Annotated in this window: 10 protein-coding genes and 1 riboswitch; of the genes, 3 read left to right on the top strand and 7 right to left on the bottom strand. The window is 55.5% G+C overall.

The features are described 5' to 3' along the window. Window positions 1–66 precede the first annotated feature (66 nt). Window positions 67–444: a DUF423 domain-containing protein gene (locus tag CDO73_RS19375; RefSeq protein ID WP_088490177.1), complete on the bottom strand. Its 378-nt coding sequence runs from the start codon at window positions 442–444 to the stop codon at window positions 67–69. A 267-nt stretch (window positions 445–711) separates the two neighbouring features. Here CDO73_RS19375 and CDO73_RS19380 point away from each other — a divergent pair, with 267 nt between their 5' ends. Both CDO73_RS19380 and CDO73_RS19385 read left to right on the top strand, forming a co-directional pair. After that, the gene (locus CDO73_RS19380) at window positions 712–1,305 is read left to right on the top strand and encodes a hypothetical protein (RefSeq protein WP_088490178.1); all 594 of its coding nucleotides are present in this window, start codon (window positions 712–714) and stop codon (window positions 1,303–1,305) included. A gap of 256 nt (window positions 1,306–1,561) precedes the next feature. After that, window positions 1,562–2,410: a DegV family protein gene (locus CDO73_RS19385; RefSeq protein ID WP_088490179.1), complete on the top strand. Its 849-nt coding sequence runs from the start codon at window positions 1,562–1,564 to the stop codon at window positions 2,408–2,410. Window positions 2,411–2,508: 98 nt separating this feature from the next. Here CDO73_RS19385 and CDO73_RS19390 read toward each other — a convergent pair whose 3' ends face one another. Continuing rightward, on the bottom strand, window positions 2,509–4,416 hold the full coding sequence (locus tag CDO73_RS19390) for a PAS domain-containing hybrid sensor histidine kinase/response regulator (RefSeq protein ID WP_143536156.1): 1,908 nt from the start codon (window positions 4,414–4,416) through the stop codon (window positions 2,509–2,511). 245 nt (window positions 4,417–4,661) lie between these two features. Here CDO73_RS19390 and CDO73_RS19395 point away from each other — a divergent pair, with 245 nt between their 5' ends. After that, on the top strand, window positions 4,662–6,164 hold the full coding sequence (locus CDO73_RS19395; protein ID WP_373446993.1) for a phospholipase D family protein: 1,503 nt from the start codon (window positions 4,662–4,664) through the stop codon (window positions 6,162–6,164). A gap of 192 nt (window positions 6,165–6,356) precedes the next feature. Here the strand turns inward: CDO73_RS19395 and CDO73_RS19400 are convergent, their stop codons facing one another. The 5 genes from CDO73_RS19400 to CDO73_RS19420 form a co-directional block, all read right to left on the bottom strand. Beyond that, window positions 6,357–7,196, bottom strand: coding sequence for an alpha/beta hydrolase (locus CDO73_RS19400; protein ID WP_088490182.1), 840 nt, complete (start codon window positions 7,194–7,196; stop codon window positions 6,357–6,359). Between the two features lie 231 nt (window positions 7,197–7,427). Then, window positions 7,428–8,435 carry a DMT family transporter gene (locus tag CDO73_RS19405; protein ID WP_088490183.1) on the bottom strand — a complete coding sequence of 336 codons (1,008 nt, stop codon included), beginning with the start codon at window positions 8,433–8,435 and terminating at the stop codon, window positions 7,428–7,430. Window positions 8,436–8,621: 186 nt separating this feature from the next. Beyond that, a riboswitch (FMN riboswitch) is annotated at window positions 8,622–8,774 on the bottom strand. Window positions 8,775–9,081: 307 nt separating this feature from the next. Beyond that, a complete protein-coding gene (locus tag CDO73_RS19410; RefSeq protein ID WP_088490184.1) occupies window positions 9,082–9,603 on the bottom strand; it encodes an acyl-CoA thioesterase in 522 nt (173 codons plus the stop codon). A 136-nt stretch (window positions 9,604–9,739) separates the two neighbouring features. Beyond that, window positions 9,740–12,280 carry a beta-mannosidase gene (locus tag CDO73_RS19415; protein WP_088490185.1) on the bottom strand — a complete coding sequence of 847 codons (2,541 nt, stop codon included), beginning with the start codon at window positions 12,278–12,280 and terminating at the stop codon, window positions 9,740–9,742. 225 nt (window positions 12,281–12,505) lie between these two features. Beyond that, window positions 12,506–13,552 carry a LacI family DNA-binding transcriptional regulator gene (locus CDO73_RS19420; protein ID WP_088490186.1) on the bottom strand — a complete coding sequence of 349 codons (1,047 nt, stop codon included), beginning with the start codon at window positions 13,550–13,552 and terminating at the stop codon, window positions 12,506–12,508. Window positions 13,553–13,673: the final 121 nt, after the last annotated feature.

Below are 13,673 nucleotides of genomic sequence, written 5' to 3' on the forward strand. Positions count from 1 at the left end.
TCGCCTTCCGGAGATTAACGGATAGCGAAGGCTTTTTTCCTATTGCCCGGATAGGGTTGCGCGGTCTTAGCGGGCTTTTCGGCCTGCCGCAAGCGCCAGCAAGATCCAACCGGCCATGAAAGCCAGACCGCCCAGCGGCGTGATCGGTCCGAATATCTTCAGCCCCGTTACGCTGAGCAGGTACAAGCTGCCGGAGAACATGAGAATGCCGACGAAAAACAACCATCCGGCCCATGCCAATCGACGCGACTCTCCCCATACGCCCATGGCAATCGCCACGATCAGCATCGCCAACGCATGAATGAAATGATATTGGATGCCGGTCTGAAACGTCTTCAGCGAATCTTCTCCGATTCGGCTGCCCAAAATGTGACTTCCGAACGCTCCCAGAGCGACGCCGACCAAAGCCGTTATGCAAGCCGTGACCGCGATTTTTCTCTGCATGCTTTCCCCTCTTTTCTTCGAAGATGAAGCGAACGGAACAAAGTTCGTCCGGATTCGCAAATCGCAACTTATTATAGGACGATTTATGCGGAAAGGCCAGACGAACCCCGAAAATCCGCCTTTTCGCCCGCTCGTCTTCGCCGATAACGAAACGCTTCCGTTTCTCGTTCGTATGAAGCAAAAAGCTTGTTGTTCAGGGTTGATTTTTAAGGCAAGATATGAAAGAGTAATCAAGTAAAAGCTTCCATAATAAAGGAGAGTTGAAAAATGGACAATCGTTTCCCGCCTTCCGGCGGCCCCGACGGCCGACCGAACGGGCCAGATCTGCGTAAAGATCCTGAGCGCGACGAAAGAAGCATCGGCAGCAGCGAAGATCCTTATCGCAGCGAAGACGGCCGCAGCTACGAAGAACGAATGAATCCGCCGTTCAGTCCCGTAGACGGTCCCAGCCCTTACGACGAGTATCCGCGCGACGACCGCCGGTTCGGTCCGCTGAAACATTCGGGGCTCGGCATCGCGTCGTTCGTGCTTGCCCTGATCGGCATCCTGCTGTTCATCGTGTGCATCGTGGCGATCATCGGCACCGTCGCTTCGATGGTCGACTCGACCGGACAAGTAGCCAACATCGAATCGCTCGAAAACGGAAATCTGCTCATGGCGATCGGCTTTGCGGGCTTCGGCATTCTGGGCGCCGCCATCTTGAACCTGATCGGCTTGATTCTGGGCATCATCGGGCTCGTCGTCAAAGACCGCAAAAAAGTATTCGCCATCATCGGAACCATCCTTAACGGTCTTTGCGTTCTGACGGGCGGCGGTTTTATCCTCATCAGCACGGTAATGGGAGCGGCCGGCGGCATGTAAAGCCGCGCCTTCCCGAAGAATCCGGCATTACCGCAAAGGGACCTTCGCTTCGACGGCGTCGGCCCCTTTGCGTGCTTGCCTGCCGATTTGCCCCGGATCATGGTATACTGTACGGAAGTGCCGCACCGCTTGAAGCGGCACTTCCGTGTGCGGCCTCGACCGACCTTGTCGCTCGTATGCGGCACACTTGACTTAAAGCCATTTCGCCCGCAAATTTGCTTGCCAAACAGGCGGGAGCGGTTACGAGGAGATGAACATGTCCAACATCCGAATTTTTTCCGACAGCACCAGCGATCTGCCTCCGGAATTGCGGCAGCGTTACGGGATCGGCATCGTCCCGCTGTATGTCGTATTCGAGGATCAAACTTACCGCGACGGTGTGGATCTGACGCCGAATCAATTGTTCGATAAAGTATCGAGGCAGGGCAAGCTTCCGAAATCGGCAGCCCCTTCGCCGGCCGACTTCAGTCAAGCTTTCGCTCCTTATATCGAAAAAGGCGAACGGATTCTCTATATCGCGTTGTCCTCGGATTTATCGTCCACTTATCAGAACGCGCGCATCGCGGCCAACGATTTCGGTCCGGGCAGCGTGACCGTATTCGACTCGCTCAACCTGTCGACGTCGATCGGGATTCAGGTTCTGCGCGCGGCGCGCTATGCCGAAGAAGGCATGGACGTGGGCGACATCGTGCACAAACTCGAACGGATGCGTCCGGAGATCGAAACCGAGTTTGCGATCGATACGCTCGAATACCTGCATAAAGGAGGCCGCTGCTCGGGGATGCAGAACCTGATCGGCAGTCTGCTCAGCATCCGTCCGATCATCAAAGTGATCGACGGCAAGATGACTCCCGCTTATAAAGTTCGAGGCAAACGGGAGAAAGCGATCGACAAGATGCTGCAAAATTTGCTTGCTAACAAAGACCGTCTGGACGGTCCCGTCGTCGTCGTGAACGCGGCCGCCGAAGAAGACGCGGTCCGTCTTCGCGACATGATCCTTCGGGAAACGGATGCCGAAGAAGTGCTGATGTCTTCGGCCGGCTGCGTCATCTCGACGCACTGCGGTCCGGGAACCATCGGGTTGATGTACGCCAAAAAAAGTTGATCGAATCGAAAACCGCAGCAATCTCAAAAACCGCCGCATTCTCCTTTTCGCAAGGAAGAATGCGGCGGTTTTTGCCAAAGGCGCGATGACTCCGGATTCTATTCTTCGCACAGCATCGGGAGCGTGAAAGAGAAGACCGAGCCGTGACCTTCCCGGCTCTCGACCCAGATCGTGCCGCCCATCCCTTCGATCCACCGCTTGCAGATCGCCAGTCCCAATCCCGTTCCTTCGTAACTGCGATCCAGAGCCGAATGAATCTGCGAAAAAGGCTGGAACAGCAGTTCGAGCTTATCCGCCGGTATTCCGATTCCCGTGTCGCGCACCTCCACTTTCAGTACGCAGCGGACCAATTCGCCTTCTCCGGTCCTCGGCCGCACCATGCACTCCGCCGCGACCCGGATCGAACCTCGGGAAGTGAATTTCACCGCGTTTCCGACCAGTCCGATCAGGATGCGACGGAGTTTGCCCGCATCGCCCACAAGCTCGGCAGGAAAAGGTTCTCCGATTCTCGTCGTCAACTCGACGCCCGAAGCTTCGGCTTGCACCGAAAAAGAATCCGCGACTTCCTTCAATAAATATCGGGCGTCGAACGGTTCGTGTTCGAAAACGACCGTACCGCTCTCCGCGGCGTTAAAATCGAGCAGACGATCGGCTATGCCCTGCAAGGCCCGTCCGCTGCGCAGCAGCGTATCCACGTAGAGCTGCTGTTCCTCGTTCAGTCCGCTCTCCTGCACAAGCTCCGCCATGCCCAATACGCCGTTAAGCGGCGTCCGAATCTCGTGGCTCATCAGATTCAGGAACTCCGCCCGCTCGCTGAATCCGCGCTGCGTCTCGCTTTTCTGCCGGGCGATCTCGTCTTCGCTCGTTACGTCTTTGAATACGATCACCGCGCCTGCCGGCTCGCCGTTCTCGAATAACGGATTGACCCGATAATCGACCAGCAAGCTCGTTCCGTCTTTGCGCCAGAAGACTTCCCCGCTTACGGCCCGAGCTACGCCTTCCCGCATGCTCTTGTGGATCGGGCAATCTTCGATCGGATAAGGACTGCCGTCGGAACGGCTATGGTGAATCAGATCATGGTTATATACGTCGCGGAATTCTTCAACCGTATACCCTAACAGACGGGCTCCCGACTGGTTGATGAATACGGATTGCCCTTCCCGGTTGATCTCGAATATGCCTTCGGATACCGCGTTCAGAATCGCCGTATATTGATCCGTCAATTCTTGGCCGCGCTCGATCTGACGTTTCCATTCGGTGATATCGAGGGCAAGCATATATACGCCGAGCACTTCTCCGTCCACGATGATCGGCAGGGTGGTAATATTCACGTCGATCTTCTGTTCGTCTTTCGCTAACAATCGAGCTTCGAAGTTCCCCGAACTTCCTTGCAGCGTGCGTCGAAAACGTTGATTCAAACGTTCCGCCGATTCCGGCGCGAACAACAGCGAGTACGGTTGTTCGCGCAGTTCTTCGTTCGCGTACCCCGTCATCGCTTCCAGATTGGGATTCACCGACAGGCAGCGCCCTTTCAGATCGAAAGACAGAATGCCCGCCGGATTATATTCGAACAAGGAACGATACAATTTCTCCTGCTCGTTCAACTTGCGCTTTTGAAGTTCTTCTTCCGTGATGTCTTTGGCGATTCCGTAGATTCCTACGCGCTTTCCGCCTTGTTCGATAGCCAAATAAGTGATGGCCAACGTGAGCAGCGCTCCGTCTTTGCGGACGATTTTCACTTTGAAATCCCGCTGCTTCGCTTCTCCCATCGCGGTACGTCCGCTCAGACTTTTGGCCCGTTCTCCTTCGGGATACAGCTTGCGCATATCCATCGTTTGCAGCTCTTCCAGCGTATAACCGCTAATGCGTTCGGTCGCAGGATTCGCATAAATCAATCGGCCCGCCATATCCATCACATAGATCGCGTCGGGATGATACATAAACAGCGGCCGATACAACTCGCTTTTCGCAAATATCTCTCCTAACAACCCCAATGAATTTTTCAAGGCGAACTCCCTTCGCTCTCCGCGTAATCGACAATCGTTCTTACAGCGTATTTTATCTCAAGTTTTCGTTAAAAGACAGCGGGAAGCAACGAAGATTTTCGCTTTTTGTCGAGATGCCGATGCGTCAGTCCTGCTTGCTTGTTGTTATATACAGATAGAAAGCTAGGCATCCGGCATGCCCGCAGAGAAGGAGGAACGTGATGGGTGACGAAGAACGATGGACGACGCATCGCAGCGGCACGATCATGCAAGCGTCGAGCCGCAGGCCTACGTCGTTCGGAAGCAAGAACCGAAAGACCGGAGAGCGCAAGCCTCGACGGCGAAAAAAAACGATAGGTATCCTGCTGCTTCTGTTGGCCGTATGGCTGCTTGCGGTTCTGGTGTATCAGATGCACAAACCGCTGCCCGAAGGCATCTCGTACGAAAGCCGCGTTTACCGAATGCAGCAGGTCGATTTTCTGCACGACCTCACTTATCCGGTCCCGGGCCGGGAATTCACGCAGGAACGGCAAATCTTCGACCGGACGATCGAAATGATCAACGAGGCGGAAAAATTTATCGTGATCGACGTCTTCCTGTTCAACGACTATACGCACGAAGGACAGGAATATCCGAAAGTCAGCGCCAAGCTCGCGAAAACGCTGATCGAACGCAAACAAGCGGTACCGGATCTCGATATTACGTTCATTACCGACGAAGTCAACACCAACTACGGTTCGTCCGCCAACGAACTGCTGGAAAGTCTTAAAAAGGCCGGGATTCGCGTCGTGGTAACCGATACCGATCCGCTGCGGGACTCCACGCCGATCTATTCCGCGTTCTGGCGTACGTTCGTTCAATGGTTCGGCCAATCGGGTCACGGCTGGATGCCCAATCTGATGGCCAGCGACGGTCCGGACATCACGCTTCGCTCTTACCTGAAGCTGCTGAACGTCAAAGCGAACCACCGCAAAGCGTTTATCACGGAAAAAAGCGCATTGATCTCGAGCGGCAACATTCACGATGCCAGCGCGTACCATTCCAATGTGGCGCTCGAAGTCAGCGGCCCGATCATCGGCGACATGCTCAAAGCGGAACAAGCGATTCTCGGCTTCTCGGGCGGAGGCACTCTTCCTTCTTACCCGACGAGCAGCGGGGAAAACGAAAGCGGACCTTATGCGGTGCAGTATTTGACGGAAGGCAAAGTCTACGACCATGTGCTGGAAGAGATCGGCGCGGCCGAGTCCGGCGATACGATCTGGATGGGCATGTTCTATCTGGCGGACAAAAAAGTATTAAGCGAATTGACGAAAGCGGCCGATCGCGGCGTCGCGGTCAAGCTGGTGCTCGATCCCAACGAAAATGCGTTCGGCCGGGACAAGATCGGCATTCCGAACCGGCCGGTCGCCGCCGAACTGCACAGCGAAGTGCCGGAAAAAATCGAGATTCGCTGGTACAACACGACCAAAGAACAGTATCATACCAAAATGATGTTCGTCGACCGCGCGAACGGAGAAAGCAGCGTCATGGCCGGGTCGACCAACTTCACGCCGCGCAATCTCAAAGATTACAATTTGGAAAACGATCTGTTGGTTCGCAGCGCGGCCGACAGTCCGCTGATGGGCGAGATTCGGCAGTATTTCGAACGGATCTGGAACAATCAAGACGCGACTTACACGCTCGATCTGGAAGAACATCTGGAAGCGACGACTTGGATGAAGGATCTGGTGTATCGGATTCAGATGCGGTTGGGCTTTACGACGTTCTGAAAAAGGCGGGGGATGGCGCCTTAGATTGGCGCAAAGGGCGGGAAGTTTCTATTCGCGGGAGAAGCGAGCCGTCTCTCTTCTAGGTACTTTTTAGGCTTCTTCACTTCGCAAAAAATTAAAATTTCTCAAAACGCAAAGGCAGGCGCGGCGAAATTCGCCGCGCCTGCCTTTTTCAGAACGTCGTTTTTTAGATTAAGCTTTCAGATGCGTATCGAAAAAGTTTGCGACTTTGTTCATCACATCGTCGCGGACCAGCATCTCGGCAGTCGAATGACCGGTGTCTTCGAGCACGATAAATTCCGAGCTTGCGCCGGCGGCGCTCAGAGCGTCATGCAGCAGTCGGCTTTGCCGGAGCGGGACGGTGGTATCGGCGTCCCCGTGCATGATCAAGAACGGCGGCAGCTTGCGGCCGTCCAGATAATTCACGGGATTCGTGCTGCGCGCGAGTTCCGGCTTCATGCGAATGGTGCCGCCGAGCATCAGGGCCATGACCGGCATATGGAATTCGCTCTGGAAGTCCAATTCGATATCGATCGGGCCGCTGAAATCGACCACGGCCTGCACGGCGGTCGACTGCGGAAGATGCTCCGCCGTCTCGAACTCCGGCGAGCCGCCCGTCACGCCGAGCAGCGCCGCCAGCTGTCCGCCGGCGGAATGGCCCCATACGCCGACGCGGCCTGCATCCAGGCCGTACTTGTCCGCATTGGCGCGCAGGAAACGCAGCGCGCTTTTGGCGTCTTCGATCTGCGCCGGGAACCGCGCTTCATGAGCCAAGCGGTATTGAATGGCGGCGACGGCGTAGCCGCGCTCGGCGAGCATCATCATCTGCGGCAGATTGCGCGACGCATTGCAGCTGATCCAAGCGCCGCCCACGATCCAGACGATCAGCGGAACGGGACGGTCGCTTTTGGGCAGCAGCAGATTCAAGCTGAGCGTTTTGCCGCCGGCGAATCGTTCGAACTGGACGTCGGGGATAAGCTGGACGAAGGGTCGGTCGTTGGTACGCGCCGGCCAGGTTTCTTGTCGATTCATGAGATTCTCTCCGTTTCTTTCTGTAATAGATCAATCATAACATATCCGTCGAACGGTGATAAAACTCGGGATTGCGCCGCGCGCGAAGATCCGGCCGCATACGCAAACTCGTTGAAAGGCGCAGCGCCCCGGAATTTTCGCCGAATAAAAAGCGCTCGCCGGAATGAATCACCAGCGAGCGCTTGTCGATTTTCAACCTTATTTATGCGATGACGTTAGCACCGATTCGCTTTAAGCCGCTTGTTTGGCCAGCTGCTCCGGTCCGATCTCCTGCGTCTGCTGACGGGAGATGACGAACAATACCGACCAGATCAACACGAAACCGACGACTTGAGCGATGGTCAGCAGTTCGCCGCCGTACAGCCAGTTCACCAGCACGCCGACCATCGGGAAACTCAGTTCGGCCAATGTCGCTACCGAAGCTTTGGTCGTTTTGAGACCTTTATAATAAGCCAACAGACTGAGCAGACCCGGCAGCAGCGCTTGAAGCAGCAGGTTGACGCCGACCAGCGTCAGAGCCAGACCGCCTGCCGGCAGCATCCAAGCTTGACCTTCTCCGGCCGTGATCGCCAGCAGCAGCGGCAGCGCCAGAATGAAGCGCAGCGAAGTGACCGTCTCGTACTTCAGCTTGCCGACCATGTAACGCCCCATGACCGTCGATCCGCCCCAGAGAGCGGCGGCGCCCAGCGCCAGCAGACTGCCGATTTGCATGAATTCGCCGGCATGACCGAACGGTACGGTGAAACCGAACGTCAGCAGATACGTGCCGCCCAGCGCCAGCACGAGCAGCGGAGCAAAGTTGCGCGGCAGCGATTCTTTCAGCATGAAGTGAGCCAGAATGATCGCGAACAGCGGCTGCAGTTTTTGCAGGAGCAGAACCGTATTGAACGCGCCGCCGGCATGCTGCAAAGCGAGCGTGAACATCAAAGTCGCCAGAGCGGATCCGCCCCAAGAAATGAACAACAGCGCTCCGACGTGACGCAGGCCGATCCCTTTCAATTCCGCACGGTTTTTCCACAAGATCGGAGCGACGAACAAAGCGATCACGACGTGTTCGAGCAGCACGATCTGCGAAGAAGTCATCGAATGAAGCAGGATGATGCGGAACAGCGGATCGACGCCCCAGAGCGCCGCTCCCAGCACGATCAGCCAGAAGCCGTTGCTCGGCTTAGCAAAAATCGATTTTCCGCCTCCAGTTGTGCTTGTTTGTACGAAGTCGTTGCGATTGGCCGTTTTCATTTCCCAAGTCTCCTTATCCGAATAAGGGGGATCTCGTGCGCAAAAAGCCCCGAAGCCGAGTAAAACGCGGCGTTCGGGGCTAAGATTGCATCATTGAAGGTTCAGCGGCAGAACATGGACGAAGCAAATATCCCGCGGCAGGTCTCGTAAAGAAACCTGCGGTCGGTCTGCACCGGCATGTCTGCGCTTGATCTTCTCCCATCCGGACTGTACCGTCGGCTCTGGAATCTCACCAGATCAGTCCCTGCCGCTTCGAAAGCGGCTCGGGAGTCGCGGGCTGGGTTCGCTTAGCGAACCATCACCGCCGGTCGGGAATTTCACCCTACCCCGAAGATCCTTTATTCATTTGTTTTTTATAGTTTTATTTTAAACCATTTTTCGCCGTCTGCATGTGAAAATTGTCACGATTCAGTTACATAATCCTTTTTCGGAAACTTCCACGAACATCCAGACGACTTTTTCTTTTTTCATCATAAACGATCTTGAACACTTTTACAAGCTGCTGAATAAAATAAAGTTAGTGAGTTGATCGAATTCAATCTAAGGTTTGAGCCCTTCGGAAACACGCACGGTTCAAGCGGGTTTCCGGGGGCGAAACCTCACCTTATTTTCGATCAGCGTACTGGTTTCTTTATATAGAAATTTTCTATTCGACCGGTTCCCACGGATAGCCGCGCGTCAGAAAGGCCGCCAACGTCCGGCTCGCTTCTCTTCTCTGCTTGCGCATCTCGGCACGGACCGGCGCGCTCTCGTGCAGCTTCTGTTCTTCCTCCGTCTCCGGATAGACCTGAGCGACTTCGATCTTGCGTCCGTTATCGTCCATGGCTACGAAAGTCAGAAAAGCCGTCGCGGCGATCTGCCGTTCTCCCGTCTTCAGATCTTCGCGAATGACTTTCACGAACGTCTCCATCGAACTTCGGCCCGTCCAAGTGACGAACGATTCCAGCGTCACGGAGTCGGTCATATAGATCGGGTACAGAAAGTCGACGGAATCCGTCGAAGCCGTAATCGTGTTGGCGCGCGAAAGTTTGGCGGCGGCGATCGAAGCGATATCGTCGATATAGGCCATCAGCTTACCGCCGAACAAAGTATGATAGCTGTTGACGTCGGTCGGGAATACCCGCGCCATTTTATAGCTTCTTGTGGTCCGGATCGGTGTCGGTTCCATCATGCACTTCCTTTTTCGTCTTTTGTCGTCGAAGCTTTGTCCGTCCCATTATACGCCCGGCTCAGGCGGCGGTACAAGCGCGAACAAGCCGCCTTCCCTATCGGGAAAGCGGCTTGCCTGCCTGCAAAAACAGCTTTTACTTGATGAAATCCGCCATCGATCGCGTTTCGACCGCTCCGGCCGCGCCGTGCGCCAGCGTGCCGTCTTCGCGGCGGACTCGGAACTCTACCGTAATCTGCTCGCCCGGCAGCAGGTCGAAATAGTTGTCGGTAAAAGCGCCTTCGGCTTCGGCCGACAGCCAGACCTGCTTCGCCAGAACGTCCGTTTCCAGCACGATCGTCGTCCGGCCTTCGCCGTCGTCCGTGCGAGTCGCGCGAATGGTCGGCTTGCTCAGTTCGATCGCTTTCGTCGATACGAAATAATGCGTGCGGCGATCGACCACCCGCCCGCCTTGCACGAGCTCGGCCGCCAGCACGGTACGTTCGGGCGACGCTTCGCCCAGCAGTTCGGCCGATTTCAGCGAATAGACCTTCGCGGCGCTGTTGGCTTCGGCCTGAACCGGCAGCTCGGATTCTTGGATCGTCGTGCCGTCGAAACTCAGCAGACGCAAGTGCAGCGTGACGGATTCCGCGTTCAACGTATCGTTCAAGACATGGAAGTTCAGCTCTTCCCCGTCGGTTCCGTCGATCGAAACGGACAGATCGCGGAAGCTCCGGTTCGCGTAATAATGCAGCGCTTTCCAACGTCCGTAATAATCGATGCCCGACCACGAAGCGACCGGCCAACTGTCGTTCATCTGCCAGTACAAAGTCCCCATGCAGTACGGCTTGCTGCGTCGATGCGCTTCGATCGCCGATTGCATCGCTTCCGCTTGCAGCACCTGACTCATATAGAGGAAAGAAACGAAATCTTTCGGCTCCGGCAGATACTTGTCCATGTATTCTTTGATCAGGAAGTTGCCCCGGCCGTTCTTCTGGTGCGCCAACATGATCTCGGAATCGAGGCGAAGCGCGTCTTCCGGCGCGTATTGCAGCACGGACTTATGCTCGGGGAACGATTGGAAGCCGTATTCGCTCATGAAACGGCCGATATATTTGTTATAGTTCTCGAACGGTTCGGAATTGTGCCAGACGCCCCAATAATGGATATCCCCTTCCGACGTTCCCGGATGCGCGTGCTGATTCTCGTCGCCCGTCAGCGAGACGAGCGGCGAAGACGGCCAATATTCCGCGCCCGGCGACAGCTTCGAGACGGCGGCCGGCAGCAGCCGATGGAAGATCGCTTCGTAGTCGGCCCAGATCCGATTGCGCTGTTCTTCGTTATACGCTTTTTTCCAACCCCAGCCTCCGTCCGGATGATAATGCGCCCATGCGGAGTCGATCTCGTTGTTGCCGCACCAGAGCACGATGCTCGGATGATTGCGCAGACGACGGACATTGTCTTCCGCCTCGTGGCGCACGCTTTCCAAGAAAGCTTCGTCGCCCGGATACATGCTGCACGCGAACATGAAGTCCTGCCAGACCATGATGCCGTATTCGTCGCACAGTTCGTAGAACGCGTCTTCTTCGTAGATGCCGCCGCCCCATACGCGAAGCATATTCATGTTCGCTTCGGCGGCCGACACGATCTCGTACCGATAACGCTCGCGCGTCACGTCGGTCTCGAAGTTGTCGTTCGGGATATGGTTCGCGCCTTTGGCGAATACGGGCACGCCGTTGAGTTCGATATAGAACGAAGCGCCGGCGCCGTCTTTCTCCCGCTTCAGCTTGACGCTGCGCAGTCCCGTCTTGACGTTCTTCTTCGCGCAGGCCGATTCGCCTTCGAGAATCTCGGCCGTGAAGTCGTACAGATGCGCTTCGCCCAGTCCTCTCGACCACCACAGCTTGGGCTCGTCGATTTCGATCTCGAAACGCAAAACGTTTTCGCCGAGACGAATCTGCTCCGTGCGTTCGAACGACAAGCCTTCCGCCGCGATCCGCAGGCGTCCTTCGAACTCCCGATCGGATTCGACGGCGACCGTCGCGGTCAGCTTGGCTCGGTCCTTCGTCACTTCGTGCTGACGAATGAACAGGTCCGTAATCCGCAGACCGGTCCAAGCTTCCAGACGAATCGCGCGCCAGATGCCGCTGGTCACGAACCGCGGCCCCCAGTCCCAGCCGTAATGGTAAGGCGCTTTGCGCGCGAACACGCTCACCCGCTTGTCGCCCAGTCCGCCCAGTTCCGACTGATCGTTGGCCGCCGGCAGCGCGTAGCCGAGCTCCGCCAGCTTAGGCAGATCTTCGTTTATCGGCGAACGGAACGTGATATGCAGACGGTTCTCTCCGCTTTTCAGACGATTCTTGACCGGTACGTTCCAAGTCCGGAACATGTTATCGGCCGACAAAACGACCTCTCCGTTCAAGCGAACGTCGGCATACGTGTCCAGACCGTCGAACGCGAGGTTGATATGCTCTTGGTTTAACAGTTCCTGCGGCACTTCGAATACGCTCTCGTATTCCCAATCCCGTTTGTCGATCCACTGCAAATCGTGTTCGTTCGTTCCGTAATAAGGGTCGAGAATCTTCCCGTTCTTGTACAGGTCGCTATGTACGCAGCCCGGTACGACGGCCGGAAGCCACTCCGTTTCCCCCGAAGCTCTGAATGTCCAGTTCTGCAAATCCCGTGTGATTTCGTTCAAGGCGTCTTCCTCCAATATCGAGAGTGTAACCGCTTTTTCTTTCTTTCACACCGTATCATCCCTGTTCGCGGATTTCAATAATTTTCGAATTTTTTATCCCATTTTTATTTTATTAGGAAAACAAAATTCGAATAAAATTATTTTGTTAGTATCTGCCGCGATTTATGAAACGAAGAAAAACCCTGCCGCAATTGCAGCAGGGTTCCGAGAATCGGCGCGCCGGGTTTAAGATTTGGAGCGGGATTTCTTCGGCTTTTGGGAAGCGGAAGCTTCGCGCGGCTTCGCCGTCGTGCAGCGTACGACCAAGTTGGAAGGTTCGGTCACGACGGACGGCGTAAACTCGCTGTTCTCGATCATCGTGATCAACGTCTCGATCGCATGCGAACCGATCGAACGGATATTCTGGTTGACCGTCGTCAAGGCCGGACTAAAAATCTCCGAATAATACGTATTATCGAAGCCGATCACGGAGATGTCTTCCGGCACGGACAAGCCGCTGCGATGAATGACGTTGATCGCGCCGAACGCCATCATGTCCGATGTACAGATAACGGCGGTCGGACGTTCCGCAAGCTCCAGCAGCTCCGTCATCGCCCGCGTGCCTCCTTCCATCGAATAGTCGCTGATCTTCACGTAATCGTCTTGTACAGGCAGTTTATGCAGCTTCATGCCTTCCATGTACCCTTCGTGGCGAAGCATGCCGACCGCTTTGTTCAACTCGCCCGAGACGAATGCGATTCGGGAATGGCCCAATTCGGTCAGATGCTCCACGGCCTGCATGATTCCTGCTTTGTTCTCCGTCGTAATATAGCCGGCACGGCGACCGCGGATGTCCGCGTCGACGAACATCGTCGGAATGTCCGAATCGAGCAGTTCTTCCAAGTGCGGGTCGTTGCGATCCACGCCGAAGCCGACAACCCCGTCCACGTTCCGGCTGAGACAATGTTCGACGAACGAATAGCCCGGATCGTCGAAACGCGTCGAAAGATGAACCAGATCGTAACCGCTGTTTTGCAGCGCCGTCTTGATGCCTTCAAGCAGTTCCGTAACGAACGGATTGGTGAAAGGCGTAGTCAGAAAAACGCCGACTGTCCAAGAGCGACCTTTGACCAGTCCTCTGGCGGCGACGTTCGGATGATACTTAAGACGTTTGATCGTTTGACTGACTTTTTTGCGCGTTTTGTCGCTTACGTCCGGATAATTGTTAATTACCTTAGAAACGGTCGCAACGGACACTCCCGCTTCTTTGGCCACGTCGTGAATCGAAGCCATCGTTTTACCTCCTTCACGGCCGGAAATGCCTTTCGGCGATCATCCGCCCGGAAACCCATGTTTTTTCCTTCTATTATATATAGGTGTCGTTTGCGCGACAAGCTTTTTTGCCAAGTCCCTT

It is taken from the genome of Saccharibacillus sp. O23, from assembly GCF_002205895.1.
In the GTDB taxonomy this organism is placed as follows: domain Bacteria; phylum Bacillota; class Bacilli; order Paenibacillales; family Paenibacillaceae; genus Saccharibacillus.